Source organism: Streptomyces sp. NPDC050856 (assembly GCF_040653855.1).
Lineage (GTDB): Bacteria > Actinomycetota > Actinomycetes > Streptomycetales > Streptomycetaceae > Streptomyces.
Genome location: NZ_JBFAGV010000033.1, coordinates 40,290 through 67,144, shown reverse-complemented (window position 1 = coordinate 67,144; position 26,855 = coordinate 40,290). Strand labels below are relative to the sequence as shown.

At 74.2% G+C, this 26,855-nt stretch carries 28 protein-coding genes; 12 read left to right on the top strand and 16 right to left on the bottom strand.

Annotated elements, in window-relative coordinates:
- The first annotated feature begins 264 nt into the window (after window positions 1-264).
- Window positions 265-480 carry a hypothetical protein gene (locus AB0H53_RS24795; protein ID WP_362117348.1) on the top strand — a complete coding sequence of 72 codons (216 nt, stop codon included), beginning with the start codon at window positions 265-267 and terminating at the stop codon, window positions 478-480.
- Between the two features lie 209 nt (window positions 481-689).
- Window positions 690-2,171 carry an MFS transporter gene (locus AB0H53_RS24790; protein WP_362117353.1) on the top strand — a complete coding sequence of 494 codons (1,482 nt, stop codon included), beginning with the start codon at window positions 690-692 and terminating at the stop codon, window positions 2,169-2,171.
- Window positions 2,172-2,210: 39 nt separating this feature from the next.
- Here the strand turns inward: AB0H53_RS24790 and AB0H53_RS24785 are convergent, their stop codons facing one another.
- The 3 genes from AB0H53_RS24785 to AB0H53_RS24775 form a co-directional block, all read right to left on the bottom strand.
- Window positions 2,211-3,407 carry an aminotransferase class I/II-fold pyridoxal phosphate-dependent enzyme gene (locus tag AB0H53_RS24785; protein ID WP_362117345.1) on the bottom strand — a complete coding sequence of 399 codons (1,197 nt, stop codon included), beginning with the start codon at window positions 3,405-3,407 and terminating at the stop codon, window positions 2,211-2,213.
- A 325-nt stretch (window positions 3,408-3,732) separates the two neighbouring features.
- A complete protein-coding gene (locus tag AB0H53_RS24780) occupies window positions 3,733-4,155 on the bottom strand; it encodes a DUF3662 domain-containing protein (RefSeq protein ID WP_362117342.1) in 423 nt (140 codons plus the stop codon).
- Window positions 4,156-4,207: 52 nt separating this feature from the next.
- The gene (locus AB0H53_RS24775) at window positions 4,208-4,441 is read right to left on the bottom strand and encodes a hypothetical protein (protein ID WP_362117339.1); all 234 of its coding nucleotides are present in this window, start codon (window positions 4,439-4,441) and stop codon (window positions 4,208-4,210) included.
- Window positions 4,442-4,672: 231 nt separating this feature from the next.
- Between AB0H53_RS24775 and AB0H53_RS24770 the strand changes: the two genes are divergently transcribed.
- On the top strand, window positions 4,673-4,837 hold the full coding sequence (locus tag AB0H53_RS24770) for a hypothetical protein (RefSeq protein ID WP_362117336.1): 165 nt from the start codon (window positions 4,673-4,675) through the stop codon (window positions 4,835-4,837).
- Window positions 4,838-5,096: 259 nt separating this feature from the next.
- Here AB0H53_RS24770 and AB0H53_RS24765 read toward each other — a convergent pair whose 3' ends face one another.
- The 3 genes from AB0H53_RS24765 to AB0H53_RS24755 form a co-directional block, all read right to left on the bottom strand.
- The gene (locus AB0H53_RS24765) at window positions 5,097-5,516 is read right to left on the bottom strand and encodes a hypothetical protein (protein ID WP_362117333.1); all 420 of its coding nucleotides are present in this window, start codon (window positions 5,514-5,516) and stop codon (window positions 5,097-5,099) included.
- Between the two features lie 283 nt (window positions 5,517-5,799).
- Complete coding sequence (locus tag AB0H53_RS24760) at window positions 5,800-6,891, bottom strand: DUF2079 domain-containing protein (protein ID WP_362117331.1); 1,092 nt, start codon at window positions 6,889-6,891, stop codon at window positions 5,800-5,802.
- The gene (locus AB0H53_RS24755) at window positions 6,870-7,496 is read right to left on the bottom strand and encodes a DUF2079 domain-containing protein (protein ID WP_362117328.1); all 627 of its coding nucleotides are present in this window, start codon (window positions 7,494-7,496) and stop codon (window positions 6,870-6,872) included. Before AB0H53_RS24755 ends, AB0H53_RS24760 begins: the two co-directional genes overlap by 22 nt.
- Window positions 7,497-7,650: 154 nt before the next feature.
- Here AB0H53_RS24755 and AB0H53_RS24750 point away from each other — a divergent pair, with 154 nt between their 5' ends.
- Together AB0H53_RS24750 and AB0H53_RS24745 are read left to right on the top strand one after the other, a co-directional pair.
- Window positions 7,651-8,109 (top strand): Rrf2 family transcriptional regulator, encoded by a 459-nt coding sequence (locus tag AB0H53_RS24750; RefSeq protein WP_362117325.1) that lies wholly within the window; start codon window positions 7,651-7,653, stop codon window positions 8,107-8,109.
- 308 nt (window positions 8,110-8,417) lie between these two features.
- Window positions 8,418-9,701: an acyl-CoA dehydrogenase gene (locus AB0H53_RS24745; protein ID WP_362117322.1), complete on the top strand. Its 1,284-nt coding sequence runs from the start codon at window positions 8,418-8,420 to the stop codon at window positions 9,699-9,701.
- A 450-nt stretch (window positions 9,702-10,151) separates the two neighbouring features.
- Here the strand turns inward: AB0H53_RS24745 and AB0H53_RS24740 are convergent, their stop codons facing one another.
- Complete coding sequence (locus AB0H53_RS24740) at window positions 10,152-10,448, bottom strand: hypothetical protein (RefSeq protein ID WP_362117320.1); 297 nt, start codon at window positions 10,446-10,448, stop codon at window positions 10,152-10,154.
- 153 nt (window positions 10,449-10,601) lie between these two features.
- Here AB0H53_RS24740 and AB0H53_RS24735 point away from each other — a divergent pair, with 153 nt between their 5' ends.
- Window positions 10,602-12,227: an alkaline phosphatase D family protein gene (locus AB0H53_RS24735; protein ID WP_362117317.1), complete on the top strand. Its 1,626-nt coding sequence runs from the start codon at window positions 10,602-10,604 to the stop codon at window positions 12,225-12,227.
- A 29-nt stretch (window positions 12,228-12,256) separates the two neighbouring features.
- Here AB0H53_RS24735 and AB0H53_RS24730 read toward each other — a convergent pair whose 3' ends face one another.
- Window positions 12,257-13,705, bottom strand: a complete 1,449-nt coding sequence (locus tag AB0H53_RS24730; protein ID WP_362117314.1) for an NAD(P)/FAD-dependent oxidoreductase — start codon at window positions 13,703-13,705, stop codon at window positions 12,257-12,259.
- Between the two features lie 115 nt (window positions 13,706-13,820).
- Here AB0H53_RS24730 and AB0H53_RS24725 point away from each other — a divergent pair, with 115 nt between their 5' ends.
- The gene (locus tag AB0H53_RS24725) at window positions 13,821-14,189 is read left to right on the top strand and encodes a thioredoxin family protein (RefSeq protein ID WP_362117311.1); all 369 of its coding nucleotides are present in this window, start codon (window positions 13,821-13,823) and stop codon (window positions 14,187-14,189) included.
- Between the two features lie 90 nt (window positions 14,190-14,279).
- Here the strand turns inward: AB0H53_RS24725 and AB0H53_RS24720 are convergent, their stop codons facing one another.
- From AB0H53_RS24720 to AB0H53_RS24705, 4 genes are all read right to left on the bottom strand, one after another.
- Window positions 14,280-15,470 (bottom strand): thiolase family protein, encoded by a 1,191-nt coding sequence (locus tag AB0H53_RS24720; RefSeq protein ID WP_362117308.1) that lies wholly within the window; start codon window positions 15,468-15,470, stop codon window positions 14,280-14,282.
- 89 nt (window positions 15,471-15,559) lie between these two features.
- Window positions 15,560-15,868, bottom strand: coding sequence for a hypothetical protein (locus AB0H53_RS24715; RefSeq protein WP_362117305.1), 309 nt, complete (start codon window positions 15,866-15,868; stop codon window positions 15,560-15,562).
- Window positions 15,869-15,974: 106 nt separating this feature from the next.
- Window positions 15,975-17,006 carry a LacI family DNA-binding transcriptional regulator gene (locus tag AB0H53_RS24710; RefSeq protein WP_362117302.1) on the bottom strand — a complete coding sequence of 344 codons (1,032 nt, stop codon included), beginning with the start codon at window positions 17,004-17,006 and terminating at the stop codon, window positions 15,975-15,977.
- A gap of 112 nt (window positions 17,007-17,118) precedes the next feature.
- Window positions 17,119-17,919: a VOC family protein gene (locus AB0H53_RS24705; RefSeq protein WP_362117299.1), complete on the bottom strand. Its 801-nt coding sequence runs from the start codon at window positions 17,917-17,919 to the stop codon at window positions 17,119-17,121.
- A gap of 650 nt (window positions 17,920-18,569) precedes the next feature.
- Here AB0H53_RS24705 and egtA point away from each other — a divergent pair.
- From egtA to egtD, 4 genes are read left to right on the top strand one after another with little or no spacing between them, the layout of a single operon-like run.
- Entirely contained in the window at window positions 18,570-19,841 is a 1,272-nt protein-coding gene (egtA, locus tag AB0H53_RS24700) for an ergothioneine biosynthesis glutamate--cysteine ligase EgtA (RefSeq protein WP_362117296.1), read from the top strand.
- A complete protein-coding gene (gene egtB / locus AB0H53_RS24695) occupies window positions 19,838-21,148 on the top strand; it encodes an ergothioneine biosynthesis protein EgtB (RefSeq protein ID WP_362117293.1) in 1,311 nt (436 codons plus the stop codon). The genes egtA and egtB overlap by 4 nt, the downstream gene beginning before the upstream one ends.
- Window positions 21,148-21,903, top strand: coding sequence for an ergothioneine biosynthesis protein EgtC (egtC, locus tag AB0H53_RS24690; protein WP_362117290.1), 756 nt, complete (start codon window positions 21,148-21,150; stop codon window positions 21,901-21,903). The genes egtB and egtC overlap by 1 nt, the downstream gene beginning before the upstream one ends.
- A complete protein-coding gene (egtD, locus tag AB0H53_RS24685; RefSeq protein WP_362117287.1) occupies window positions 21,900-22,865 on the top strand; it encodes an L-histidine N(alpha)-methyltransferase in 966 nt (321 codons plus the stop codon). Before egtC ends, egtD begins: the two co-directional genes overlap by 4 nt.
- On the opposite strand, the gene AB0H53_RS24680 is transcribed toward egtD, so the two are convergent.
- From AB0H53_RS24680 to AB0H53_RS24670, 3 genes are all read right to left on the bottom strand, one after another.
- Window positions 22,760-23,614 (bottom strand): lysophospholipid acyltransferase family protein, encoded by an 855-nt coding sequence (locus AB0H53_RS24680; RefSeq protein ID WP_362117284.1) that lies wholly within the window; start codon window positions 23,612-23,614, stop codon window positions 22,760-22,762. The genes egtD and AB0H53_RS24680 overlap by 106 nt on opposite strands.
- Window positions 23,614-24,519 (bottom strand): GNAT family N-acyltransferase, encoded by a 906-nt coding sequence (locus AB0H53_RS24675; protein WP_362117282.1) that lies wholly within the window; start codon window positions 24,517-24,519, stop codon window positions 23,614-23,616. The genes AB0H53_RS24680 and AB0H53_RS24675 overlap by 1 nt, the downstream gene beginning before the upstream one ends.
- A gap of 149 nt (window positions 24,520-24,668) precedes the next feature.
- Entirely contained in the window at window positions 24,669-25,913 is a 1,245-nt protein-coding gene (locus tag AB0H53_RS24670; RefSeq protein WP_362117280.1) for an extracellular solute-binding protein, read from the bottom strand.
- Between the two features lie 225 nt (window positions 25,914-26,138).
- Between AB0H53_RS24670 and AB0H53_RS24665 the strand changes: the two genes are divergently transcribed.
- Window positions 26,139-26,366 carry a dodecin gene (locus tag AB0H53_RS24665; protein WP_362117278.1) on the top strand — a complete coding sequence of 76 codons (228 nt, stop codon included), beginning with the start codon at window positions 26,139-26,141 and terminating at the stop codon, window positions 26,364-26,366.
- Here the strand turns inward: AB0H53_RS24665 and AB0H53_RS24660 are convergent, their stop codons facing one another.
- Window positions 26,367-26,855, bottom strand: a complete 489-nt coding sequence (locus AB0H53_RS24660; RefSeq protein WP_362117276.1) for a hypothetical protein — start codon at window positions 26,853-26,855, stop codon at window positions 26,367-26,369.

Genomic DNA, 26,855 nt, shown 5'->3' with positions numbered 1-26,855 from the left:
CAGCCGCCGGCTTCGCCCTCAACCACGACCTCGTCGACGACGACGTCACCCAAGCCGTCACCCAACGACGCAAAACCACCCCCTGACAGCACACCGGCGTCCTGATCCGCCCCTGCCCGCCGGAGGCCGGGACCGGCCTCCGGCGCCGGGGGCCGCCCCGCCGGTCGGCGGCCCCCGGCGGCGCGGGCCGGCCGGGCGGCGGGGCACGCCGGCGCGGCGGAACCGGCCGGCGTGATCGTTTGCTCGCCGGGTAAGCGGAGGGACATGTTCAAGCATCGTCGGTTCCGGGTTGGCGTGGTCCTCGTGGTCGCTTGGGTGGTGCTGGCGGTGGTGGAACGACGGGCCGAGCACGCCCCGTGGGGCGACGCGGTCCCCCAGGGCCTGATCTGGGCGTCCGTGGTGGCGGGCGTCTGGTGGTTCGCGGAGTGGACCCAGGGCCGGCGCCCCGGGCCCGACCGGCACCGCCAGGCCGACTGGTGAGCGCGGGGACGCGGGCTTACGGTTGACCAGTGGACCGCCGCGCGATCCGCCTCGTGTCCCCCGGTGAGTGATCCGCGGCAGGGGCCTGTCCCCGTCTGCCCTCCCTCCCGTGCCTCCGAGGGTGTCGCGCCATGACTTCACCTCAGCCGTCCCACCGACCTCCCGTGCCTCAGCACTCCCGGGCCGCGTCCCCCGAGCGGGGCAGTGGGATGGCCCTGCTGGTGATCGCCAGCTGCCAGCTGATGGTGGTCCTCGACATCACCATCGTGAACATCGCGCTGCCCCAGATCCAGAGCTCGCTCCACTTCTCCACCACCGGCCTGTCATGGGTGGTGAACGCCTATACGCTCACCTTCGGCGGGCTGCTCCTGCTGGGCGGCCGGGCCGGAGACATCCTCGGCCGGCGCCGGGTCTTCGTCTTCGGGGTACTGCTCTTCGTCCTCGCGTCGCTGCTGGGCGGGCTGGCCCAGAACTCCGGTCAGCTGCTCGCGGCGCGCGCCCTGCAAGGTGTCGGCGGCGCGATCGCCTCGCCGACCTCGCTGGCCCTGATCAGTACGACGTTCGCCGAAGGACCTGCCCGCAACCGGGCGTTCGGCGTCTTCGCCGCGGTCTCCGCGGGCGGCGGCGCGATCGGGCTGCTCGCCGGCGGCATGCTCGTCGAGTGGCTCGACTGGCGCTGGGTGTTCTTCGTCAACGTACCGATCGGGCTGCTGATCGTCCTCGCCACACCTCGCTGGATCGACGAGTCCGAGCGCCACCCGGGGCGCTTCGACGTCACCGGCGCCCTGACGTCCACCCTCGGCATGGTGCTGCTGGTGTACGGGTTCATCCGGGCCGCCCAGGAGGGCTGGAGCGACGGGCTCACGGTGGGGTCGTTCGCCGCCGCCGTGGTGGTGCTGGGGGCGTTCGTCCTGGTGGAGCGGCGCTCCGGACAGCCAATCACACCGCTGCACATGTTCGCCGACCGCAACCGGGCCGGTACGTACGGGATGATGCTGAGTCTCGCCGCCGCGATGTTCGGCATGTTCTTCTTCCTGACGCTCTTCGTCCAGAACGTCCTGGACTTCAGCCCCCTGCGGGCCGGTCTGGCGTTCCTGCCGGTCAGCGCGGTCATCGCGGTCGGCGCCGGGCTGGCCTCCCAGTTGCTGCCCAGGTACGGCCCCAAGCCGTTCATGGTGACGGGCGCCCTGCTGGCGGCGGCCGGGCTGGGGTGGCTGACGCTGACGGACGTCCACTCGACCTACACGGGCAGCATCCTGGGGCCGATGCTGGTCTTCAGCCTGGGCATGGGCATGCAGTTCGTCTCCCTGACGCTGATGGCGCTGTCCCACGTCCCCGCCCACGAGTCGGGCGCCGCGTCCGGCCTGCTCAACGTGACCCAGCAGGTCGGCGGGTCGCTGGGGCTGTCCATCCTGGTGACGGTGTTCGGCACGGCGAGCTCCCACGAGGCGGGCCGGCAGGTGCCCGTCTTCCTGGCCCGGGCGACCGAGCGGGAACGGCTACTGTTCCGCCGCACGGGTGAGCTGCCGCCGCCGTGGGCGGACGAGGTGCTGGCGTCCGGCGTCGCGACGGCCTTCATCATGGCCGCCGTGTTCGCCGTGGCGGCCGCGCTGCTCGCCCTGCTGGTCATTCAGGTACGCCCGTCGGACATCGAACGTCTGCAGGGCGGAACGGTCCCGGGCCCGCCCTGAGAACGGCACCCGCCCAGGCTGGACGGGGCCGCGCGCCCCTCAGCCGACCGCCGAGCCCATCCGCCGTACCGCCTCCGTGATGATCTCCGGTGAGGTGGCCAGGTTCATCCGGACGTGCCCGGCTCCTCCCGTGCCGAAGGTGGGCCCGGGGTTCAGGGCGACCCTGGCCCGGCGGAGGAAGACGGCCGCCGGGTCGTCCCCCAGGCCGAGGGCCCGGCAGTCCAGCCAGGCCAGGTAGGTCCCGGCACCCGGTCGGTACCGCACCGCCGGCAGGTGCTCGGCCAGCAGGGAGGCGAGCAGCCGGCGGTTGCGGTCGAGGGACGCCAGCAGCGCGTCCAGCCAGTCCCCGCCCTCCCGCAGGGCGGTGGTGTGGGCGATGATCCCGAGGTGGCTGCAGCCATGGCCCACCTCCTCGGGGAGGCGGGCGAGGTCACCGGCGGCGTCGGGTCCCGCGATGGCGACGGCGGCCTTGAGGCCGGACAGGTGCCACGCCTTGGACGCGGACATCAGCGACAGGCCGTCCCGGCTGCCGGGTACGGCCAGGTACGGGACGAACCGAGTACCGGCGGACACCAGCGGCGCGTGGATCTCGTCGGCGACGACCCGCACCCCGTACTTGGCGGCCAGTGCCGCGACGGCCGCGAGCTCGTCGCCCGTGTGGACCGTGCCGGTCGGGTTGTGCGGACTGCACAGCAGGTGGGCGGCGCGGCGGCCGTGCGCGGTGGCGCGGCGGAAGGCGGCCTCCAGGGCGACCGGGTCGATACGCCCGCGCGAATCGAGCGGCGCCTCGGCGACCGTCCGGTCCATTTGGGTCACGAACTGGTAGAACGGCGGATACACGGGACAGTTGACGACCACCGTGTCCCCGGCTCCGGTGACCAGTTTCAGTACCTCGACGATGCCGAGCATCACATCCGGCACCATCGCCGTCCGCTCCACCGCGAGACCGTCCCAGCCCCACCGCTGAGCCGCGAACGCCGCGAGCGCCCGGGCGTAGGCCGGTTCGGGCCCCGGATATCCGGTGTCACCGATGGTGAGCGCGTGGGTGACGGCTCGCGCGACCGGGGCGGGCAGCGGGGCGTCGATCTCGGCCACCCACAGCGGCAGGACGTCCGCCGGGTGGGCGCGCCATTTGACGCTGGTACGGCGGCGCAGCTCGGCCAGGGTGAGCTGCCGCAGTGGGTCGGGGTGCGGTTGGCCGGGGACACCGACGGGCCGGCCGTCAGGAGCGCTCATGACAAGCACGCTAGTACGGGACGGCCGGGACGGCGCCCGCTCCGGCCGGTCCTCCGGAGCACACGGTCCCGGCCTGTCCCCCACGGGGGGTGGGGCGACCGCGCCGGAGGAAACCGCGCGGCCGGGATGGGAACCGTTCAGCGGCCGAGCAGGAGCTGCGTCCTCCAGCCCCTGGCGGGGACTCCCTCAGGGCCTCCCAGAGGGCGGACCCGGTGTACACACGCAGAGACCTCGCGGAGCTCGGGCCTCCGGCGCCTGCACCTCCGGGGGCCGGGCCCGGCCGGACCATGGTCAGGCCCTGGGCGCGGATCCGGCCCGAACCCGGTCAGCTCGGCGGGCCGCTCGGCGGCTCAGCGGCGGGCGGGAAGCCGTCGGCCCGTACGTGGGGCATGGCGCTGCTGGTGACCCGGTAACGGCCGTTGGGCAGCCGTGACGACGTGGTGACCCGCACGGTCAACGGACCGGCCCACTCGTACCCCTTCTTCTCGCCGTGGCGCGCCAGGGTGTCCGTCAGTGCCTGGCCCACCCGGGCGCGGTTGCGCCACAGCACCCGGCGCGCGCCATCGGTCAGTTGGACCTCGTAGGCGTTGGGCACCACCACCCGGTCGGCACTGCACACCACGGCGTGGTCGTCACACTCGCGCCGCAACGCGTCGAGCAACTCGACCGGTTCGTGATGGAAGATCTTGGCGCGCAATGAGTCCTGCCAGCGCTCCAGGGCCCGTTCCCATCGGCTCAGCGTTCCCATGGCCATGCGCCTGCCCGCGACGATCCGCCGCACACGTGCCGACCGGTGGCGGTCACCCGGCGCGCGGTCGGCGCCGCGCGCCGTGCCGCGCCGGGTGCGGGCGCTGCGGCCGTTCCAGGTCGTCGTCCAGGGCCTGGCGGAGGGCGAACAGCGAATCGAGGTCACCGAGGCCGGCCAGTCGCGGGAGCAGCAGGTCGACCAAGGGCCCGTCGCCCTCCCGGACCGCCGCGACGATCTTTCCGATGAGAGCGGGGACCGGATAGCGGTCGGCGGACGAGGAAGGCATCGGCCCCATGATCGCCCACTTCCTCCGGGACGCACAGCCTGGCACCGGGATGTCACCGCATCGGGCGACCTCCCACCCCGGGCGGGAGGTGCGAGGGCACGGCGAACGGACCGGGTGCCCGCCGACCAACCGGGCGGCCGGTCTTTTCGATCAGGCCCCGCGTACACTCGTCCCCCGCTTGCCGCCGTCGGGCGGAAGCGGTCCGCACCGTCAGACGAAAGGCACTCCGCCGTGAATCCCGCAGCAGCCAGAACCGACGCGCCGATCTACGACACCTTGATACGGGAGCGCGGGGACGTCCCCGCCGAGGCCCGGCGCGTGGCCGAGCAGACCGAGCGGGAGGTGGCACAGGCGCTGGACTTCAGCTCGGTGCACGGCCGGTCCTCGTACCGGTAGGGGGCGGTGGGGAGCGCCGGGAGCGCACGGCCGGGGCGGGTGGGCGATGACGGACGGCACCGCAGCCTGCCGGCTTCGACGCGGCCGCCACGGAGGATCCGAGAGGTGCCCCCGGGTGCGGGGCGGCGACCCGGGCAGAGCCGGGTACGGGGGCTCGCGCGGCCGGGGGCCGTTCCGCCCGGTTCGCCGCCGGCCGCCCCCGTCCAGGGGCGCGGGTCCGGTCGCCCAGGTTCCCGCACGGGCGCGCGGACCGGCCGGGTCAGTTACGGCCGGTCCAGCCGCCGATACGCCCGATGAAGCGCCAGACGGGGCGTTCCTGCTGCCGCCCCCTGTGCCTGTGCGTCTCCCACGACAGCGCACTGCCGCCGTAGGCGCGGGCCGACGGCCGGTTCACCTCGCGCTCGACGTCAGGCAGGTGCCTGCCGATGCGCTGGATGCCCTGGTTGCTCTCCCGCAACCAGACCAGCCCGAGGAGCACGGTCACACCCGCGAGGTACACATTGGGTTTGTGCGGCGACAACCCGCCGGTCGCGATGAGCGCGGCGACCACACCCGAGAAGCCGAGTATGTGCATCCTGGCCGCCACCCGGTGCGCCACCTCGGTCCGCAGCGACTCGTACTCCCGCATCAGCAGAGCGATGATCTCCGCGTCCCGCTCCTCGTCGCTCAGCTGTGTCACGGCTCTCCCCCAGACAGCCCGCACGTCCCGGATGTTGACTTCCCCGCCGGTTCACGGCCGAACCACCGCTCGCCGGTTCGCTGGGCCACCGTGTCCGTCCAGGGTCCCGCCGTCACCCGTGCCGGCCCCAGCGAACCACCGTCCCGCTTCCCACAGCGGGGCCGGGCCCTCGGCATGCCCGGCCATGGCTTCCGGCCGGAGCCGCCGTTCCATGAGCTCCCTCATGTCCAAGTGCCATACTCGCCAAGACACCGGCACACCGGCGGAGTCGTCCCGTCGGTCGCTATCCCCTGAAGAGGTTGTGGCCGACGTTCGGAGGTACAACGTCCGTGACCGGGACGCTCCGCTCGTCGGGGACGCATTGGCCGGGAATCGGCGTAACGCCGACCCGGCGGAGGACCAGCACGCCGTCCTCTTCCCACACTCTGCGGTAGCCGTGACGCGACAACAACCGCACACGCTCGACCTGTTGTCGCACGTCCTGGAATGGGAAGGCCCTTTCCACCGTACTGATCAGGACGTACTCCATACCTCGGGGCCTTCCGTCCACGAGCACCACATCGGCTTTCGCCGTCAGCCTCGGCACCACGTGGTTGTCCGCTTCGACCGACGCCCCCTCCGGTATGACAGCGGCAGCCCTCTTCAAGGCCTCCGCGTTGATGCGCACCCTGTCGGGCACCGGGTCGAACAGTGCGCGCTCACCGGTGATGACCAGAGAGGTGGTGGCGGCCACGACGGCGACGGCCGGCGCGATCAAACGCCGACGGGTGTTTTCACCGGCACGCCGACGCGTTCCCAGCAACCTCGCCGTCGCCTCGATCGCCGCTGTCACAAGAATGGGCCAGAGAAAGGCGTCATAGTGCCGGGCCGCCGTCCAGTGGTTCGGGTTGGAAGAGAGGAGCCGTTCGGCCAGCAGCGGCAGCATGCAGAGCGAAGTGGCCGAGTACAGCGGAAGGAAGAGGAGCGATCCGAATATCCACAGCAGCAACAGCCCTTTCACCGGCGCGTCGAACGCCACGTCGAGGACCAGCGCCGGGTGGCTGGCGATGTTCCACAAGGCCGATGCTGCATCAGGACCGAGTTCCTGGTAATTCCAGTAGTACCCCGGCTCTCCGCCCATCAGCGGAATCATCACCAGGACCGCGAACGCCGACACCGCCGGCCCTCCGAGCGCCAAGGCGCTCCCCGCCATCATTCCGGGTCGATCTTGCGCACGCCACGTCCGGAGCACCAGAACGACACCGAAGACGCCCACGACCAGACCGAGGTCCTCCTTGACACAGGTGAGAAGGGCTCCGCAGACAAGGGTCCGGGAATAGCGTTCACGGAGAGCCGCGTGGAACATCGCGAGCGTCAGCGGAACGGCGAAGGCCACCTCATGGAATCCCCCCTGGAGGCGGTGACGAGGGGCCATCCGACAGCGTACGAGAAGGCGAAGGTGTTGATGAGCCTCTCATTGTGCGCGGCACCGCTGCGCGCGAGCACACGGGCGGCTATGCCTCGGACGAGAGGCACTCCGAGCGAGAAGCAGCCTGCCTGGACGAGCAGCAGCATTCGGGGGTCGTCCCATATCCAGTACACCGGCGCCGCGAGCATCAGGACGGGAGAGAAGTGGTCCCCCAGGAGGGAAAACCCCGGCGGGAATTCGTGGTGGTAGTTCTTCACCGAGGAGACGGGGAGGGAGAAGTCGGCATAGCCGCGCATGGCTTGGTCGAAGATCCCCAGGTCGAACCCACCCAGCTCCAGGGCCTGCCACTGCCGGAACCCCACTGACGCCGCGACGAGGAAACACACGAGGGAGAGCAGCAGGGCCGGGACGGGTGACGCCTTCTCGGGGCGGCCGAAGCTCGTTCTTTCCGCGTTCTGACCGGCCTGACGCCACCCCGGGGCGACCGGCTCGGACAAGTCCCGGGCGGGCGGAGGCAGTTCCGTGATCGCAGGGTAGACCGGCCGCCGGTCGGAGCGGTCCGGGAGAAGCACGACGGAACGTTCGGCCCGAACACTTCCGGCCGGTGTGCGCCGGACCCTCTCGGCGGACACGGGACGCGGGACGCGGGAGAGGCCGCGTCCGGAGGTCCGCCCCGCCGGGCCGGTGGGATGCCGTGGGGGCGCCGGAGCCGGGGATAATGCGGGCATGCGCATCTCAGCCAGGGCCGACTACGCCGTGCGTGCGGCACTGCACCTCGCGACCGCCCGGGAGACGGAGCCCCTCAAGGCCGAAGCCATAGCCGACTCCCAGTGCATTTCGCACAAGTTCCTCGAAGGCATCCTCAACGACATGCGCCGCGGGGGCCTGGTGCGCAGCCAGCGCGGCGGCAACGGCGGCTACTGGCTGGCCAGGCCGGCGGACCGGATCACCATCGCCGACGTCATCCGGGTGGTGGACGGACCGCTCGTCTCGGTGCGCGGGGTCCGTCCGCCGGAGCTGTCGTACACCGGCCCGGCCGAATCGCTGCTGCCCCTGTGGATCGCGCTGCGCGCCAACGTCCGGCAGATCCTGGACGGAGTGACGCTGGCCGATGTCGCGTCCTCCGAACTCCCGCCGCAGGTCTCCGCCCTGACGGACGACCCGGAGGCCTGGACCAACCCCTGAGACAGACCCCGAGACGGACTCCCGAGACGGACGGCGGTCGCGTGGCGCCGTCTCGCGGCGCGCCTGCCCGGGCACGGCGGTTCACGGCGGTCACGGCTTCGGTCCACTGGGTGAACAGCCCCTTGGTGTACGGCACATCGTCTGGCACTATCACTATCCCTACCGAACCAGTGGGGAAACTCCATGACGTGTGAGGTGACGGTGACGGCGACGATCCTTACGGCCTCGGTCCCGGCCCGGTCCGGCGCGAGGTGCCGGGTACGGGTGGACGGCCCGGACGCACAGCCGGTGGGGCGGTGACCGGCGGCATGCCGACGAACGCGATACCTCGCAGCGGGGCCGGCACGGACGGCTTCGCCACCGAAACCGACATCTGGCCGCGCGTCACCCGCGAGGTCGCCGACGACCTGGCCGTCGACGCGTCGGCTCGTGACCGGGCGGGCAAGGTCCCCTTCGACGAGGTGGCACGCCTGCGGGAGGCCGGCCTGCCGGCGCTGCTGACCCCGCCGGAAGCACCCCGGCCGGGCCGGCTCCCCGGCCGCAACGGCGCCGACTGGCAGTCCGCCTGTGCCGCGGTCAGGGAGATCGCCACGGCGGACAGCTCCATAGGCGAGATCCTCGCCCACCACCATGTGCTGTCGTGGAGCGCCCGCTTCTTCGGCGGCGCCGAGACCGCGGCGCGCTTCGAGCTCAGGACCGCGCGGGAGCAGTGGCTCCTGGCGGGAAGTGTCGAACCGCGGGGGACGGAGGCGGGAACCGGCCTGACCGTCACGCCCGCGCCGGGGGGATACGTCCTGTCGGGGAGCCGGTCCTTCACCGCCGGGGTGGCCGTGGCCGACCGGCTGGTCGTCGGCGGGCGGTCCACCACGACCGACGAATTACTGATCGCGCTGGTGGACCCCGCCCTCCCGGGTGTGATCACCGATGTCGCGAACGACCGGCTGGGACAGCGGCTCACCGGGGCGGGGAGCGTCACCTTCGACCAGGTGTTCGTCGGCGACGACGACGTCCTGGGGGTGGTTCCGTGCGAGGAGCACGCCGTGTCCGCCTTCGCCGGGCTCGCTCCCCTGGCGCTGCGCCTGATGCTGGCCCACGTCGGCCTGGGCACCGCGGAAGGCGCCCTGGCGGAGGCGCGGGACAGCAGCCGGGCCGAGTGGGGCGCCTGGCCCGCCGGGGACGACGAACACGACGGCCCCCTGGCGCAACAGCGGAACACCGACCCCTACTTCGTCCTCGCCTACGGTGAGCTGACGACCGCGGCCCACTCCGCCGAGGCGGTCGTCGAACGGGCGACCGACGCCCTGGGCAGGGGGCTGCTGACGGGTCCGGGCCTGGGGACGGACCAGCGCGCCGACATCGCGGTGCTGGTCGACGTGGCGGAGGCCGTCACGGACAGGGCCGCCGTTCAGATCACCTCCCGCCTCCTGGAACTCACCGACGGGGCCGACATCACCGACGACGGCCCCGGCCTCGACCGGTTCTGGCGGAACGCCCGCGTGCTCACCGCGCGGAACTCGCTCGCCCACCGGCTGCGCGACATCGGCGACCACTACCTGAGCGGGACGCGTCTGCGCCTCACCTCGTACGCCTGAGGGCGCCCGGTCCCCGTACCGGCGCCCGACGGCGCCACCTGGTGCGGCACGCGCCCGGGTGCGGTACGTCCGCCGGTGCGGGGCACCGTCCCCGCCTTGCGGCGGCGGGCACCCGGTGACGGGGAGGCGGTGGCCCGGTGAACCGCTTCGTGGCGGTGCTGTGCGCCCTCAAGCGCCCCCTCGCGCACCGGCGATCCGCGAGGACATCCGGGAGGCGTGCCCGACCGGCCCTTACGGACCGGGGGCGGCGCGCGGGTGCCCGTGCGTGTGGGCGCGCGTATGCCGGGCATATGGTGAGCGGGGCCCCGTCGTGTCTCCCCCGTCGCGACGGGGCCCTTCCGTTTTCGCGGGCGCCCCGGCGCCGGTCCGGACCGGCGCCGCCGGGGGCGCCGCCCCCGCGCGGGCGGCGGAGGCCATGTGCCGGCCCCACCGCCCCGCGCGGCCACCCGGTCAGAACCGCACGCCCGGGACCAGCCCCAGGACCGGCGCCACCGGGGCGACGAGCTGGCGCAGCTCGCCCAGCCGCTGGAGTCCGTCGACGCCGCCGAACTGCTCGGTGATCGTCGGCACCTGGGAGCGGTGCTCGGCGGGAACGGCCATCGAGCTGAGGTTGTCGACCCGGCTGAGCAGGGACGGCCCCTGCGGCCCGGGCTTGGGGACGATGGCCGCGCCGGCGGGGGGAGCGGCCAGGGCGGAGGCGCCGGCGGCGATGACGAACGCGGCAAGAACACGCTGAGTCTTGGTCATAACCCGACCAACGCCTCAATCCGCCCGGGGTCACGGCCCGGGCCGCGCCGCGACCGATCCCTTTCGTCGGACAATCGGACCAGTGCCCCGTCCCGTCAAGCCACCCGGACGCCCGGCCAACGAAGGTGTAAAAGCGGGCATATGACACCTCATATGGCGACCCACCCGCCCGAGCTCCGTGCCGCGGCCCAGCACGTCGGCCGCCGCCGTCTCCTCACCGTCGCCGCGGCCGCCGCGACCCTCGCGTTCACCACGCACCTGCCCGCGCGGGGTGCCTCCGCAGCTCCCGAGCTGGACGCCAGGCGGATCACCAAGGATCCGTTCACCCTGGGGGTGGCCTCCGGGGACCCGCGACCCGACTCCGTCCTGCTGTGGACCCGGCTCGCGCCCAGCCCGTACGACCTCGACAGCGGCCTGCCGGAGGAGCGCGTCGAGGTGCAGTGGGAGGTCGCCTACGACGAGTGGTTCGCCCTGGTCGTGCAGAGCGGCAGCGTCACCGCCCACCCCGAGTTCGACCACAGCGTGCGGGTCGAGGTGGGCGGGCTCCTGCCGGGCCGGTCGTACTACTACCGCTTCCGCACCGGTACCTGGATCAGCCCGGCCGGCCGTACCCGTACCGCCCCGATGACGGGGGGTCCGGGGTCGCTGACGTTCGCGGCGGTCTCCTGTCAGGCCTACTTCGACGGGTACTACACGGCGTTCAAGTACGTCGCCGAGGAGGACGTGGACCTGGTCGTCCATCTCGGGGACTACATCTACGAGTACGGGGTCAACGCGGTGGGCGGCGTCCGCGAGTACACCGATGTGCGGCTGCCTGCCCACTTCGACCGGGAGACGGTCACGCTGGAGGACTACCGGCTGCGCTACGCCCTGTACAAGACGGACCCCGACCTGAGGGCCGCGCACGCCGCGCACCCCTTCGTGGTGACCTGGGACGACCACGAGACGGAGAACAACTACGCGGGGGCGATCCCGGAGAACACCGTGCCGCCCGAGGAGTTCCTGCTGCGCCGGGCCGCCGCCTACCGGGCGTACTGGGAGAACCAGCCGCTGCGCGTGCCGCAGCAGCCGCAGGGGGCGGACATGCAGCTGTACCGGCGGCTGACGTTCGGCTCGGTCGCGCAGTTCGACATCCTGGACACCCGCCAGTACCGGTCCGACCAGGCCTACGGCGACGGCTGGCAGACCCCCGGCCCGGAGTCCGCCGACCCCGCGCGCACGATGACGGGCGACGCCCAGGAGCGCTGGCTGATCGACGGCTGGCGGGCCTCGGACGCGGTGTGGAACGTCGTCCCCCAGCAGGTCGTCTTCGCCCAGCGCCGCAACGCGGCCACCGCCGACCACAAGGTCTCGATGGACGCCTGGGACGGCTACTCCGCCTCCCGCGAGCGGATCCTCGACGGGGCGGCGGCGGCCGGCGTGGACAACCTGATGGTCCTCTCCGGTGACGCCCACGTCGGGTACGCCTTCGACCTGAAGGCCGACTTCGACGACCCCGCCTCGCGCACCGTGGGCACCGAGATCGCCACGACCTCCGTCACCAGCGGCCGGGACGGCGTCGCCAAGCCCAGCAACTGGGACCTCATGATGCAGGCCAACCCGCACATGCGGTTCTACAACGGGCTGCGCGGATACAGCGTCATCAGCCTCTCCAGCACCCAGGCGGACATCGACTTCAAGACGGTCTCGGTCGTCACCGCACCGGGCGGGACCCTCAGTACGGCCGCCTCGTTCGTGACCGAGGCGGGCAGCCCCGGCCTGACGCCGAGAAGCGCGTGAGGCAGCGGCGCGGCCGGGGCGCGCCCCGGTCAGCCCCGGTACGTCTCCAGCAGCCGCAGCCACACCTCGCTGATGGTCGGATAGGCGGGTACGGCGTGCCACAGCCGGCCGATCGGGACCTCGCCCGCCACCGCCACCGTCGCCGAGTGCAGCAGTTCACCGACGGCCGGCCCCACCAGGGTGACGCCCAGGAGGATCTCCCGGTCGAGGTCGACCACCATGCGCGCCCGGCCGCGGTAGCCCTCCGCGTACAGGCCGGACCCCGCCACCGCCGCCAGGTCGTGGTCGACCGCCCGCACCCGTCGCCCGGTGGCCTCCGCCTCGGCGAGGGTGAGTCCCACCGAGGCGGCCTCCGGGTCGGTGAAGACGACCTGGGGCACGGCCGCGTGGTCGGCGGTCGCGGCGTGCTCCCCCCAGGGAGCGGTGTCCAGGGCGGTCCTGCCCCCGGCGCGGGCCGCGATGGCGGCCCCGGCGACCCGGGCCTGGTACTTGCCCTGGTGGGTCAGGAGGGCCCGGTGGTTGACGTCGCCGACCGCGTACAGCCAATCGGTGCCGGTGACCCGGCAGGTGTCGTCCACCGACAGCCAGGAGCCCGGGTCCAGACCCACCGTCTCCAGGCCCAGGTCGCCGGTGCGCGGGGCCCGGCCGGTGGCGAAGAGCACCTCGTCGGCCTCGGCGCGGGAGCCGTCGTCGAGGGTGAGGGTGACCGGCCCGGTGCCGGCGGCGCGCTCGACGGCGGTGACCGAGACATGGGTACAGATGACGGCGCCGGCCTCGGTGAGGGCGTCGGCGACGTGCTCGCCGACGAACGGTTCCATGCGCGGCAGCAGGCCTCCGCCGCGTACCAGCACGGTGACACGGGAGCCGAGTGCCTGCCAGGCGGTGGCCATCTCGGCGGCGACCACTCCCCCGCCGACCACGGCCAGCCGGTCCGGCACCCGCTGGGCGCTGGTCGCCTCCCGGCTGGTCCAGGGGCGGGCGCCGGCCAGGCCCGGCAGGCCGGGCAGTACGGCGCGGCTGCCGGTGCACACGGCGACCGCGTGCCGCGCGGTCAGGGTGTACCGCTCGCCACCGGGGGCGGTGACGGTCACCCGCCGGGCGCCGTCCAGCCGGCCGTGGCCGCGGTGCAGACGGGCGCCGATCGAGTCGAGCCAGGCGACCTGCCCGTCGTCCTTCCAGTGGGCGGCGTAGTCGTCGCGATGGGCGAGCACGGCCTCGGCGTCCAGCGGGCCGCCCACGGCCTGGCGCAGGCCGGGCACCTTGCGGGCGTCGGCGCGGGCGATCGCCGGGCGCAGCAGCGCCTTGCTGGGCATGCACGCCCAGTAGGAGCACTCGCCGCCGACCAGTTCGCTCTCGACCACCGCGACGCCGAGGCCGGCCGCCGCGGCCCGGTCCGCCACGTTCTCCCCCACCGGGCCCGCCCCCAGGACCACCACGTCGTACTCGCCCGACTCCCGCGCTTCGCTCGCTCGTGTCATGGGGTCAGTGTGATGGCGCGTATGGGCCGTGGCCACAGGGGAACCCGGAATACGACGAGGCCGGGCACCGTTGTGCCGGCACCACGCCGACGGACACCGGGAAGAGGGAGACAGTATGAGCACCGTAGAGCTCACCAAGGAGAACTTCGATCAGGTCGTCAATGACAACCCGTTCCTCCTGATCAACTTCTGGGCTTCCTGGTGCGGGCCGTGCCGGCAGTTCGCCCCCACGTACGCGAAGGCGTCCGAGCACCACCCCGACCTGGTCTTCGCCAAGGTCCAGACGGACGAGGAGGAGGAGCTGGCGGCGGCCTTCGGCATCCAGTCGGTGCCGACGCTGATGATCGTGCGGGAGAACGTCGCGGTGTACTCCCAGCCCGGCGCGCTGCCCGCACCGGCTCTGGAGGACCTGATCGAGCAGGCCCGCAAGCTGGACATGGACGAGGTCCGCAAGTCGATCGAGGAAGCCCAGTCCAAGGGCTGAGCACCGCGCGGCACCACCGGGCGGGGTCGGCGCGGCGGCCCCGTGGGGAGCGGCCGGGGCCGGCCGCGCCCCGGCCGGGCGGACGTCCGGTCAGCGTTCCAGGACGAGCGCGAGCCCTTGGCCCACGCCGATGCACAGGGCAGCGAGCCCGGTGCCCGAGCCCGCGGCGGCGAGCTGGTGGGCGACGGCACCGGCCAGGCGGGCGCCCGACGCACCCAGCGGGTGGCCGATGGCGATGGCCCCGCCACGGGGATTGACCACCGCGGGGTCCAGTTCCGGCCATTCCGCGAGGCAGCCCAGGGACTGGGCGGCGAACGCCTCGTTCAGCTCGAACGTGGTCAGGTCGGCGAAGCCGCGGCCCGCCTTGGCGAGAGCCCGCTGGACCGCCTCCACCGGGCCGAGGCCGAAGAGCTGCGGCTCGATGCCGGTGACGGCCGAGGCGCGGATCCGGGCGAGGGGCTCCCGCCCGCAGGCGCGCAGGCCGTCCTCGTCCACCAGGAGCAGCGCCGCGGCGCCGTCGTTGAGGGGTGAGGCGTTGCCGGCGGTGACCGTTCCCGTGCCGTCGGTGCGGAAGGACGGCTTCAGCCGGGCGAGGGCCGCCATGGAGGTGTTGTCGCGGACGCACTCGTCGCGGGAGAGGTCGGCGCCGGGGTACGGGACGACCTCTCCGTCGTGGAGTCCGGCGGCCCAGGCGGCCGCGGCCTTCTGATGGCTGCTCAGGGCGAACGCGTCCTGCTGCTCGCGGGTGATGGCGTGCTTGTCCGCGATCAGCTCGGCGCCCTCGCCCAGCGGCACCGTCCACTCCGCGGGCATCCGCGGATTGGTCATGCGCCAGCCGAGGGTGGTCGAGTGGAGCTGCTGGTGCGCGGCGGGAAAGGCGCGTTCTGGTTTCTGCAGCACCCAGGGCGCGCGGGACATCGACTCGACGCCGCCCGCAAGGACGACGGAGGCGTCACCGAGCGCGACGGCCCGGGCGGCCTGGATGACCGCTTCGAGGCCGGATCCGCACAGGCGGTTGACGGTGACGCCGGGCACGGTCACGGGCAGGCCCGCCAGCAGGACGGCCATGCGGGCGACATCGCGGTTGTCCTCACCGGCGCCGTTGGCGTCGCCGAAGTAGACGTCGTCGATCCGGGCGGGGTCCAGGGCGGGGGTGCGGTCGACGAGGGCCCTGACGACGTGCGCGGCGAGGTCGTCCGGGCGCACCGAGGACAGGGCGCCGCCGAACTTGCCGATCGGGGTGCGGACGGCGTCGACGATGAAGACGTCGCGGCTGCTCATCGGGGTTCTCCCACCTGCCTCGGCTGTTCGCCCGGTGAACTGTTGTCCACCCGGCTCGGGCCGAGTTTCCGTTCCTGGGGCGCCCGGTGTCAACGGCGGCCGTCGGGCGTACCGCCGCCCCGCGCGCGGTCGTCGGGCGCGCGGTCGGCGATCCGCGCCGACAGGCCGTAGTCCAGCTCCGCGCCGTCCACCAGCAGGGCTTCGACGGTACGGGTCTCCGGGTCGATGTCGGCCTCCATGCCCTGGCCCACGTACCGGGGGTAGCCGGAGGCGCCCCTCTCGCCGGTGGCCTCGACCACGCCGGAGCGGATGGCGCTGTCCGCGAGGTGCGCGGAGTCGTGGCCCTCCACGTGCTCGGGCACCACCAGGATCTCGAAGCGCTGCGGATCTGTGCTCATGAAGGCGACGCTAGAGACCTTCCTCCGGGCGCGCACCCCGGCTGGGCGTGCGCCCGGCGCGGGGACACGCACCCCGGACGAGCCGGCTCGTCCCCTGGCGCGCCCCTCAGGTGGACCCGCGCCGGATCGCGCGGGCCGTCAACAACTCGTGCCACCGCGGGATGCCGTCCGGGTCGCGGACCGCGCGGTCGACCAGGTCCGCCACCTGCCGGCCGGTCTCCAGGTCCATCCGGACGGTGCTCAGCCGGGGCCGCAGCAGCCGGCCGAGCAACAGGTCGCCGGTGCCGATGACCGCGGTGTCGCGGGGGACGGCGATGCCGGCGTCCTCCAGGGCCCGCATCAGGAGCATCGCGTACTCGTCGTCGTAGGCGTGGACGGCGTCCAGGGCCAGGGCGGGCCAGCGGGCGGCGAGCGCGTCGGCGGACTGCTCCGTGTACGCCAGCCGGACCTCCTCCACCAGGACGTCGGTGCCCGCCGCCGCGGCGCGGGCGCCGTCGAGCCGGGGGCCGGAGAGCAGCTCCGGACCGGGCTCCTCGGGCACCACCACCCCGATGCGCCGGTACCCGCGCTCCAGCAGGTGGGTGACGGCGCAGCCGCCCACCCGCCGCTGGTCCACGGCCATGGTGTGGGCGCCCGCGACGGGCCGGGGGCCGAGCGTGATCACCGCCCGGGCCCCCGAGCGCTTGAGGAGCCGCACACCGGCCGGGGTGAGAGCCGGCCGGCCGGGCGTGACGACCGCGACGGGCCGCAGCTCGGCCCACGCGCGGGCCGCCTCGTCGCCCTCCAGCCCCATGGAGGCGTACTGCAGGACCGTGTATCCCAGGTCGCGCAGGGCCCACTGGAGCTCTCCGAGGAAACGGCCGAGAACGGGCCCCAGGGGGACGTGGGCGCCGGGCAGCAGCACGATCCGGGTGCGGCCGGCCCGCAGGCTGCGCGCCGCGGCGTGCGGCACGTAGCCGAGCTCCTGGGCCGCCCGGCGCACCCGTCGGCGGGTCGGCTCGCTGATGCGTACCGCCGGGGTGTCGTTGAGCACGTAGGAGACGGTGGCCCGGGAGACACCGGCCAGCCGCGCGACATCGGCGCTGGTCGGCACCGGCGGGACCGGGTGCGGGGAGGGCTCTCCGGATGTCTGGCTCATCGCTCGCGGAATTCTTCCAGGCCGGGCGCCGCGCGGGTGCGGCCTCTGGCCGGAAGCGGGCGCTGTCCGGCCGGCGCCCTCGGTGCGGCGGGGCCGGTCGGTCGGGTCCGTCTCAGGTCGTGGCCGGGTCGCCCTTGATCAGGGCGAACGGGGCGCCGGCCGGGTCCTGGAGCATGGCGAGCCGGCCGACGCCCGGCGCGTCCGTCGGGGGAATCAGGGCGGTGGCGCCGTTCCCGGTGGCCCTGGCGAATGTCGCGTCGCAGTCGGTCACACCGAAGTACGGATGCCACTCCGACGTCGACCCGGCGGCCAGGTTCTCCCGCGGCAGTTGCATGATGCCGCCCTGTCCGCTGTCGCCGCCCCTGCCGCCGCCCGGTGCGGAGACGACGCTGTAGACCAGGTCACCGCCCATCTCCATGTCCTCGTAGTCCCAGGAGAACACCGCCCGGTAGAAGGCCTTGGCCGCCGCCGCGTCCGTGGTGTACAGCTCCGTCCAGCAGAGCGTGTCAGGTTCCATCACCGCCTCCAGGCCCTTGATGTCGCCGGGCTGCCACACGGCGAACCCGGCGCCGGTCGGGTCGGTGAAGGCGGCCATCCGCCCAGCGGTGAAGACGTCCGCCGGCGGCACCCGGACGGTGCCCCCCGCCTGCCGCACCGCCTGTGCGGCGGCGTCCGCGTCGGTGGTCGTGAAGTAGGTCGTCCAGGCGGAGCCCGCGCCCCGTTCGGTGAGCGGCCCCAGGGCGCCCACGGTCCTGCCGTCGTGCTGGAAGAAGCCGTAGCCGCCGGCTTCCGGCCCGGCGGAGCGGAAGGTCCAGCCGAACACCGCCCGGTAGAAGGCGGCGGCCGCAGCGGTGTCGGGGGCTCCCAGGTCGAGCCAGATCGGGGTGCCGGGAACGCCGTCGGTCGTCAGCATGCTTCCTCCGTTGTGCCGGATGGGCCGGATGGGCCGGTCGTGCGGGATGGGCCGGTCGTGCCGTCCCCGGCCCCGCGTACCGGGTTCCGCGCTGTTTCCAGCATGGCGCCGGGCGCCGACAGTCGCCCCGCGGTGCCCAGCCGCGGGAGACGGTGTCCGGCTCGTGGCCGGCGATCGCCCGGCGCCGGGGCGGGTGAGACCGGAGAGCCCGTCCGGTGCGGTCCCCGGCCCCCCCGCCGCGCTCATCCGGTGCGCTCGTGGCACCCCAGGCGCGCATCAGCGTGGTGCGGGGCGCGGAAGGCCGGCGGAGTGCTTCCTCCCGCGCCGGTGCGCCATCGGGGTGAGCGCCGCCGGTCCCCCGTGCGGACCCGCGGGGGCTGCCCCGCCGGAGCGGAGGTGTCCGGGACGCGCCGCCGGACCGGGCCGCGGGCCGCCGCTCCGGCGTGCTCCCGGCACGGATCGCGCCGTCCCCGGCCGGAGTTCGCCGGTGCGGTGGCGGGGAAGGTCCGGTGCGTCCGGGCGCCCGTACCCGGGGCTGTCACTGATCCACCGGCGTGCCGACACGGGGTTTCCCACCACGCGGGCGCTCTTGTGCTCGCGGACGGCGCTGGCTTAGGTGGAACGGTCACCTTCTACCGGAGGAACCGACCATGCCCCTGCGCGACCTGCCAGACAGCGGCACCCCGCTCGCCGAGGACGAGGCCGAGGACCTGCTGCGCTGCATCTGTTTCAAGACGGGCCCTCCCGGCACCGTCGGAGTCGAACTCGAATGGTTCGTCCACGCCTCCCACCTCCCGCACCTCCCCGTCCCGCCCGACCGGCTGCGTACCGCCTTCGACGGACTGCGGTCCCTGCCCCTGCGGTCGGCGCTCACCTTCGAACCCGGCGGACAGCTGGAGCTCAGCTCGCCGCCCGCCGCGTCACTGACCGAGTGCGTGAGCACCGTCCAGGCCGATCTCGCGGCCGTGCGCGGCGCACTGGCCGCCCACGGTCTCTCCCTCGCCGGATTCGGCCTCGACCCCTGGCACGCGCCCCGCGAGCGGCTGCTGCGCGAACCGCGCTACGACGCCATGGAGGCCCACCTCGACCGCTCCGGCCCGGCCGGGCGGGCCATGATGTGCGACTCGGCCTCCGTCCAGGTGTGCCTGGACGCCGGGTACGAGGAGCCCGGCCCGCAGGGCTACGAGCGGCGCTGGCGGCTGGCGCACCTGCTGGGGCCGGTCCTGGTCGCCGCCTTCGCCAACTCGCCGTGCCGGCGGGGGCCGTGGGCCGGCTGGCGGTCCGCCCGGCAGGCGATGTGGGCGGTTCTCGACCCGGTACGGGGGCTCGCGCCCCCCGCACGCCGCCAACCGCGTACGGCCTGGGCCGGGTACGTCCTGGACGCGCCGGTGATGTGCGTCCGGGCCGAGGCCGGGCCCTGGACGGCACCCGAGGACCTGACCTTCCGCGACTGGCTGCGCGGCGGCGGGCCGAGGCCCGCCACCCGTGCCGACCTCGACTACCACGTCAGCACGCTCTTCCCGCCGGTACGGCCGCGCGGCCATCTCGAACTGCGCATGATCGACGCCCAGTCCGGCGACGACGGCTGGCTGGTACCGCTCGCCGTCACGGCGGCGCTGTTCGACGACCCGGAGGCCGCCGAGGCGGTGCACCGGGTCGTTGCGCCCCTCGCGGACGGTCCCGGGCCGCCACCGCGAAGCCCCCTCTGGCTGAGCGCCGCCCGGGACGGGCTGTCCGCCCCCGCGCTGCACTCCGCCGCCGTCGCCTGTTTCGCGCTCGCCCTGGCGGCCCTGTCCCGCACCGGGGCACCCACCGCCGTGCGGGACGCGGTCGCCGCCTTCGGCGAACGCCACGTGGTGCCCGGCCGGTCCCCCGCCGACGACCGGCCCGCCGCCATGACCGGGAAGGACATCCGTACATGAGTGACCCCGACACGCTTCGGCGGCGCGCGCTCGACGCGCTGACCACCGCCCGGGCGCGCACCGACCTGCTCACCGGTTGTGTCGACGACCGTGAGCTGACCGCACAGCACTCGCCGTTGATGTCGCCCCTGGTGTGGGATCTGGCCCATGTCTCCAACCAGGAGGAGCAGTGGCTGCTGCGCGCCGTCGGCGGGCGGCGGGCGCTGCGGCCGGAGATCGACTCGCTGTACGACGCCTTCGAGCACCCCAGGGCCGCCCGCCCCGCGCTGCCCCTGCTGGCGCCCGCCGAGGCGCGGGCGTACGCGCACGAGGTGCGCGGCCGGGCCCTGGACGTCCTGGACCGCGCCCCGCTGGAGGGCCGCCCGCTGCTCGACGCCGCGTTCGCCTTCGGCATGGTCGCCCAGCACGAGCAGCAGCACGACGAGACCATGCTGATCACCCACCAGTTGCGCCGGGGCCCCGCCGCGCTGACGGCTCCGGAGCCGCCCGCGGGCGACGACCCGGCCGGGCTGCCGGCCGAGGTGCTGGTCCCCGGCGGCCCGTTCACCATGGGCACCTCGACCGAGCCCTGGGCGCTGGACAACGAACGGCCCGCGCACCAGCGTTTCGTACCGGCGTTCCTCATCGACACCGTTCCCGTCACCAACGGCGCGTATCAGCGGTTCATCGCCGACGGCGGCTACCGCGAGCCCCGCTGGTGGGCACCGGCCGGGTGGGCGCAGGTGCGCGCGCACGGCATCGGCGCGCCACTGTTCTGGCGGCGGCAGGGCGGGCAGTGGACGCGGCGGCGCTTCGGCGTGGTCGAGCCGGTGCCGGCCGACGAGCCGGTGCTGCACGTCAGCTGGTACGAGGCGGACGCCTACGCCCGCTGGGCGGGGCGCCGGCTGCCGACCGAGGCCGAGTGGGAGAAGGCCGCCCGCCACGACCCGGCGTCGGGCCGCTCGCTGCGCTACCCGTGGGGCGACGCCGATCCGGCGCCCCACCACGCCAACCTCGGGCAGCGGCATCTGCGGCCCGCCCCGGCGGGCAGCTACCCGGCCGGGCGGTCGCCGCTGGGGGTGCGGCAGCTGATCGGGGACGTGTGGGAGTGGACGTCCAGCGACTTCCTGCCCTACCCCGGCTTCGCCGCCTTCCCGTACCGGGAGTACTCGGAGGTCTTCTTCGGACCGGCCCACAAGGTGCTACGGGGCGGTTCGTTCGCCGTGGACGCGGTGGCGTGCCGGGGCACCTTCCGCAACTGGGACCTGCCGGTCCGGCGCCAGATCTTCTCCGGGTTCCGTACGGCGCGTGACGCGGAGGCCGGCTGATGTGCCGGCACGTCGCGTTCCTGGGCCCGGCCACGGCGCTGGGCGAGGTGCTGGTGGCACCGGAGCACGGGCTGTACCGGCAGTCCTGGCAGCCGCGCCACCAGCGGTACGGCACCGTCAACGCGGACGGCTTCGGGGTGGGCTGGTACGCCCCCGGCGATCCGGTGCCCGCCCGCTACCGGCGGGCGGGCCCGATCTGGGCCGACCGGTCGTTCGCCGACCTGGCCCGGGTGGTGCGCACCGGGGCGATGCTGGCCGCCGTCCGGGACGCCACGCTGGCGGGCGCCGACGCCGAGGCGGCCACGGCGCCGTTCGCCGACGGGCCCTGGCTGTTCAGCCACAACGGCGCGGTCGGCGGCTGGCCGGAGTCGCTCGGGCCGCTCGCCGCCCGGCTCCCGGCCGCCGAGCTGCTGGCGCTGGAGGCCCGCAACGACTCGGCGCTGGTGTGGGCGCTGGTGCTGCGCCGGCTGCGCGCCGGTGACGGACCGGACCGGGCGCTGGCCGGCACGGTGGCCGGCGTCGCCGCCGCCGCGCCCGGATCCCGGCTGAACCTGCTGCTCACCGACGGCGCCACCATCACCGCGACCACCTGGGGCGACACCCTCTGGTACCTGGCGGGGCCCGGCCGCCGCACGGTCGTGGCGTCGGAGCCGTACGACGACGACCCCCGGTGGCGCGAGGTCCCCGACCGGACCGTACTGACCGCCACCCCCGCCGATGTCTCGCTGTCCCCCCTCGAGGAGCCTGCTCCGTGAGCCCCTTTCTGATCACCCGCACCCTGCCCGAGGACGCCGTCGGAGCCGACCTGCGCGCCGACGTGCTCAGCGGGCTGACCCGTACGCGCAAGGAGCTGCCGCCCAAGTGGTTCTACGACGCCCGGGGCAGCGAACTGTTCGAGGAGATCACCCGGCTGCCCGAGTACTACCCGACCCGGGCCGAGCGGGAGATCCTGCTCGCCCGGGCGCCGGAGATCGCCGCCGCCGCCGGCGCGCGCACCCTGGTGGAGCTCGGCTCCGGCTCCTCGGAGAAGACCAGGCACCTGATCGACGCGATGCTGCCCGGGCTGGACAGCTATGTGCCGGTCGACGTCAGCGAGAGCGCGCTGACCGGGGCCGCCGAAGCGCTCACCGCCGATCTGCCGGGGTTGCGGGTGCACGCGCTGGTCGCCGACTTCACCCGGGGCCTGGCCCTGCCCGGTACCCCGGGGCCCCGGCTGGTGGCCTTCCTCGGCGGCACCATCGGCAACCTGCTGCCCGCCGAGCGGGCGGTGTTCCTGCGTTCGGTGCGCTCCCTGCTGGCGCCCGGCGACGGGCTCCTGCTGGGCACGGACCTGGTGAAGGACGAGCGGACACTGGTCGCGGCGTACGACGACGAGGCGGGGGTGACGGCGGAGTTCAACAAGAACGTCCTGGCCGTGCTCGCCCGTGAGCTCGGCGCGGACGTCGATCCGGCCGACTTCGACCATGTGGCGGTGTGGGACCCGGAGCGGGAGTGGATCGAGATGCGGCTGCGGGCGCGCCAGGCCCTGACCGTGAAGATCCCCGAGCTGGACCTGGTGGTGCCGTTCGCGGCCGGTGAGGAACTGCGTACGGAGGTGTCGGCGAAGTTCCGTCAGGCCACGGTGCGCGGGGAGCTCGCGGCGGCGGGCCTGGAGCTGACGCGGTGGTGGACCGACGAGGAGGGGAGGTACGCGCTGTCGCTGGCGACGGCTCGCTGAGCCGCAGCGGCCAGTGAGCGGCGGTCGGTGCGGGCGGCCGCGGCGACCGGGGGCAGGATCCGGATCTCCGCGGTGAGCCGGCCGGCCGCGGCGACCCGCCACAGCGAGGCGGTGAGCGGGTCGTCGCCGACGAACGCGGCCGGGCCCGTGGGTCGGTAGACGAGGCGTACGGGCTGGACCTCGGCGCCCGCGTCCAGAGCGGCCTGGAAGACGGCCGGGCGGAACCGGCCCTGCGCCCGGCCGCACCAGGTGGAACCCTCCGGGAAGACGATCACCCGGGAGCCGGACCGGAGGGCGGCCGCGAGTTCCCGCACCGTGCCGGGCAGGGCGCGCAGCCGGTCCCGTTCGACGAACAGGGTCCCGCCCCGGGCGGCGAGCGGACCGAGCACCGGCCAGTGCCGCACCTCGCTCTTGGCGAGCATGCGGCCGGGCAGGACGGCCGCGACGAGCGGGACGTCCAGCCAGGAGATGTGGTTGGCGACGACGAGGCGCGGGCCGGGCGCGGGTGTCCCGACCACCCGGATCCGGACGCCGAAGGCCCTGATCACCGTGCGGCACCACAGCCGGGTGAGCGCGTGCCGTGCCGCCGGGCCCAGCGGCACGGTGAGCGGCACGAGCAGCACCCCGGCGAGCACGGCCAGGGTTCCGGCCAGCAGCCGGGCGAGGGTACGGGCGCGCCCGGCGGCCGGCCCGGGCCGGGCGGCGCAGTGGCGGGGGACGCAGGGCGCGCGGGGCAGCCAGGCGGACATCACACCGGTGCGAGGGAGAGGAAGTGCCGCAGGTAGCGGGGGTCGGTGCGGCGCAGCGACAGCAGGACGTACAGATCGGCGACCCCGAAGTCGGCGTCGTGGGCGGGTGCCCCGCAGACCCACGCGCCGAGCCGCAGGTAGCCGCGCAGCAGCGGCGGGAGCTCGCTGCGCCCGGTGGGCCTGGCCACCCCGTCGGCGGACCAGAGCCGGTGGGGGGTCACCCAGTGCTCCTCCGGGGCCAGGTGCCGCTCCTTGACCGCGTCCCAGGTGGCGGCGGCGAGGGCGCCGCCGTCGCTGAGCGGGACGGAGCAGCAGCCGGCCAGCCAGGTGTGGCCGGTGCGGGCCAGGTAGCGGGCGATGCCGGCCCAGATGAGCGAGATGACGGCGCCGTTGCGGTGGGCGGGGTGGACGCAGGAGCGGCCGACCTCGACCAGGTCGTCGCGGATCGGGGCCAGCCGGGTGAGGTCGAACTCCCCCTCCGCGTAGAGCCGTCCGGCGATCCGGGCCCGGTCCGGGGGCAGTAGCCGGTACGTGCCGACGACGTCGCCGGTCGCCGTCTCGCGTACCAGCAGGTGGTCGCAGTAGGCGTCGAACGCGTCGCTGTCCAGGCCGGGTTCGGGCCCGTCGAGGCGGGCGCCCAGCTCACCGGCGAAGACCTGGTGGCGCAGCCGCTGGGCGGCCCGTACGCCGTCCTGGTCGTGCGCCAGGGACACGGTGTAGCGGGCCGGGGCCACGCCGTCGGGCGTGGCCGTCACCGGGGCGGCCGGGGCACCCCCGAGCGCCGGCCGGCCGGCGGCGCGGCCCGCGGCGGCGGCGGGCCCCGGCCCGGGTACGAGGGACGGGACCAGGACCGGCGCCGGGGCCGGGCGCTGGGCGGGGGCGGGGTCGGCGGGCGATGCGGGCATGGCGGTCTCCTCGGCCGGGCGCACGGGGCCGGGCGCGGTGCCCGGCCCCTTACTTCTTCCGTGACCGGCTGGATTCGACGTGACCGCCCGGCGGAGCGCGGATGTGCGGCGGCTGAATGCCCGGGTACCGGGGCGGGGGAGCCGCCGGTTCAGCCGGCCAGCGCCTTGGTGATCCTCGCCGAGGCGGCTCTGGCGGCCGGCGCCGGGTCCTTGCCCGTGAGGACGGCCGTCATGTACGGCTTGATGGGGTTGTCCGCCTCGACGGCGGCCCACTGGGGCGAGTTGGGGGTGGCCCGGCCCCGCGCGGCGCCCCGGGCCATGGCGGCGGTGGCCTCCTGGCCGGCGACCACGGGCGCGAGGGAGGTCTTGTTGGGTACGTAACTCATCGTGCGGGCCAGGTCCTTCTGCCAGGTGTCGCCCGCCAGAGCGGCGACCACGTCGATGGCGGCGTCCCTCTCCCGGGCGTTCTCCGGGACGATCAGGTCGGATCCCCCGGTGAGCACCGGGCACGGCTCACCGGCGTCCTTGCCGGGGATGGGGAAGAAGCCCAGCTTGCCCCGGAGCGCCGGGTTGCGCTCCTGGACGGCGGTGGCCACGCTCGGCGGGGCGATGATCTGGGCGACGTCCCCCCGGGCGAAGACCTCGGCCTGGGGCGGGTTCTCCTCGTCGGCGTCCCGGGGGCCGGAGCCGAGCTCCTGGAGCCGCCGGTAGAAGTCCATGCCGCGCAGCGCGGCCGGGCTGTCCAGCGTGCCGGTCCACTCGCCGGCCTTCTCGACGGCCAGTTCGCCGCCCTCGTCCCAGATGAAGCCCGCGAGGGTGTACCAGTCCTGGCCGGCCAGGTGGATGCCCTTGGTGCCGCCGCGGTTGAGCCGCTCGGTGTCCTCCAGCCACTGGTCCCGGGTGCGGGGCGGGCTGTCGACGCCGGCCCGGCGGAAGAGGTCCTTGTGGTAGATGACGACGCGGTTGGCGGCGTACCAGGGGATGCCGTACTGGGCGCCGTTGACGCTGCCGGGTTCCTTGAGGCCGGGCAGCCAGTCCTGGTGGCCGAGGTCGCGGACCGATTCGAGCGTCAGGTCGTAGAGCAGGCCGGTCGCGGCGTACTGGGCGACCTGGGTGTTGCCGACCTCGATGACGTCCGGGGCGTCCTCGGAGGCGAGGGCGGCGGTGACCTTCTTCCCGATGCCGGTCCACTCCTGGAAGGTGACCTCCAGCCGGACGGAGGGGTGTTCCTTCTCGTAGGCGCTGGTGAACCGCCGCAGGAAGTCGTCGGACACGCTGCCCTTCATCAGCCACACGGTCACCGTGCGCGGTGCGGGTTCCCCGCCGGGCAGCAGGCCGCAGCCGGTGAGCGCGGCGGCGGACAGGAGCGCGCACACCGTGGCTGGAAGTCGCATCTTCACGTAGGTCACCTCTTGCGTTCCGGCAGGCAGAGCGGACCCGACGTGGGGGAGCGAAGCGTGTTCGCACGGGTGTGGTGGCTGGGATTTTGGTATGGACCAAAGGCGGGGTCAAGACCCGCGGCACCCGGCTGTCCCTGCCTCGCGCGGCCGGGCGCGGTGGGGCACGGTGGAAGGACGCATCACCTGGGACACCGGACCGGGGCGGATGAGGAGACCTCCATGTCGCACCACACCTACCGCGTCACCGAGATCGTCGGCACCTCGCCGGACGGCGTGGACGATGCCCTGCGCAACGGCATCGCGCGCGCGTCGGAGACCCTGCGCAACCTCGACTGGTTCGAGGTGACGCAGGTCAGGGGGCACATCGAGAACGGGCGCATCGCCCACTACCAGGTCGGCCTGAAGGTCGGGTTCCGGCTGGAGAACGCGGCGGACACCGGCGTCTGATCAGGTCCGGCCCTCCTTCTCCTGTGCCTCCCGCAGCGCCTCGGAGCCGGTCGCCCAGCGGGCCCGTACGACGGGGAAACCGGCCCGTTCGGCCGCGTCGCACACCAGCTCGTCGTCGTCCACCAGCATGCGGATATCGCGGCCGTCGCCCAGCCGGCGCAGCAGCTCCAGCTTGGTGACCCGGGCCGGGCGGCGGTCCTGGTCGCGGCGCATGTGGACCCGGCCGTCGGGCAGGCCCTGGGCGGCCAGCCACTCCAGGGTGTCCCGGCGGCACCGCTCGGGGCGGCCGGTGAGGTAGACCACCTCACAGGTGGCGGCCGCCTCCAGGCAGAGCGCGACGCCCGGGGCGAGCGGCGGGTCCTGCGGGGCGGCGGCGAAGAAGGCGTCCCAGTCGCGGGGCCGGCGCTCCAGGAAGCGCTGCCGGTGCCGGGCGTCCGAGAGCGTGTTGTCCAGGTCGAAGACGGCCAGTGGCCTGCTGTTCCGGGTCAC

Bases quoted from the DNA above. Each gene is read 5' to 3' on its own strand.
- AB0H53_RS24795 (WP_362117348.1), top strand. From the start codon at position 265: ATGTTCAAGCATCGTCGGTTCCGGGTTGGCGTGGTCCTCGTGGTCGCT.
- AB0H53_RS24790 (WP_362117353.1), top strand. From the start codon at position 690: ATGGCCCTGCTGGTGATCGCCAGCTGCCAGCTGATGGTGGTCCTCGAC.
- AB0H53_RS24785 (WP_362117345.1), bottom strand. From the start codon at position 3,407: ATGAGCGCTCCTGACGGCCGGCCCGTCGGTGTCCCCGGCCAACCGCAC.
- AB0H53_RS24780 (WP_362117342.1), bottom strand. From the start codon at position 4,155: ATGGGAACGCTGAGCCGATGGGAACGGGCCCTGGAGCGCTGGCAGGAC.
- AB0H53_RS24775 (WP_362117339.1), bottom strand. From the start codon at position 4,441: ATGCCTTCCTCGTCCGCCGACCGCTATCCGGTCCCCGCTCTCATCGGA.
- AB0H53_RS24750 (WP_362117325.1), top strand. From the start codon at position 7,651: ATGCGCATCTCAGCCAGGGCCGACTACGCCGTGCGTGCGGCACTGCAC.
- AB0H53_RS24745 (WP_362117322.1), top strand. From the start codon at position 8,418: ATGCCGACGAACGCGATACCTCGCAGCGGGGCCGGCACGGACGGCTTC.
- AB0H53_RS24740 (WP_362117320.1), bottom strand. From the start codon at position 10,448: ATGACCAAGACTCAGCGTGTTCTTGCCGCGTTCGTCATCGCCGCCGGC.
- AB0H53_RS24735 (WP_362117317.1), top strand. From the start codon at position 10,602: ATGGCGACCCACCCGCCCGAGCTCCGTGCCGCGGCCCAGCACGTCGGC.
- AB0H53_RS24730 (WP_362117314.1), bottom strand. From the start codon at position 13,705: ATGACACGAGCGAGCGAAGCGCGGGAGTCGGGCGAGTACGACGTGGTG.
- AB0H53_RS24725 (WP_362117311.1), top strand. From the start codon at position 13,821: ATGAGCACCGTAGAGCTCACCAAGGAGAACTTCGATCAGGTCGTCAAT.
- AB0H53_RS24720 (WP_362117308.1), bottom strand. From the start codon at position 15,470: ATGAGCAGCCGCGACGTCTTCATCGTCGACGCCGTCCGCACCCCGATC.
- AB0H53_RS24715 (WP_362117305.1), bottom strand. From the start codon at position 15,868: ATGAGCACAGATCCGCAGCGCTTCGAGATCCTGGTGGTGCCCGAGCAC.
- AB0H53_RS24710 (WP_362117302.1), bottom strand. From the start codon at position 17,006: ATGAGCCAGACATCCGGAGAGCCCTCCCCGCACCCGGTCCCGCCGGTG.
- AB0H53_RS24705 (WP_362117299.1), bottom strand. From the start codon at position 17,919: ATGCTGACGACCGACGGCGTTCCCGGCACCCCGATCTGGCTCGACCTG.
- egtA (WP_362117296.1), top strand. From the start codon at position 18,570: ATGCCCCTGCGCGACCTGCCAGACAGCGGCACCCCGCTCGCCGAGGAC.
- egtB (WP_362117293.1), top strand. From the start codon at position 19,838: ATGAGTGACCCCGACACGCTTCGGCGGCGCGCGCTCGACGCGCTGACC.
- egtC (WP_362117290.1), top strand. From the start codon at position 21,148: ATGTGCCGGCACGTCGCGTTCCTGGGCCCGGCCACGGCGCTGGGCGAG.
- AB0H53_RS24680 (WP_362117284.1), bottom strand. From the start codon at position 23,614: ATGTCCGCCTGGCTGCCCCGCGCGCCCTGCGTCCCCCGCCACTGCGCC.
- AB0H53_RS24675 (WP_362117282.1), bottom strand. From the start codon at position 24,519: ATGCCCGCATCGCCCGCCGACCCCGCCCCCGCCCAGCGCCCGGCCCCG.
- AB0H53_RS24670 (WP_362117280.1), bottom strand. From the start codon at position 25,913: ATGCGACTTCCAGCCACGGTGTGCGCGCTCCTGTCCGCCGCCGCGCTC.
- AB0H53_RS24665 (WP_362117278.1), top strand. From the start codon at position 26,139: ATGTCGCACCACACCTACCGCGTCACCGAGATCGTCGGCACCTCGCCG.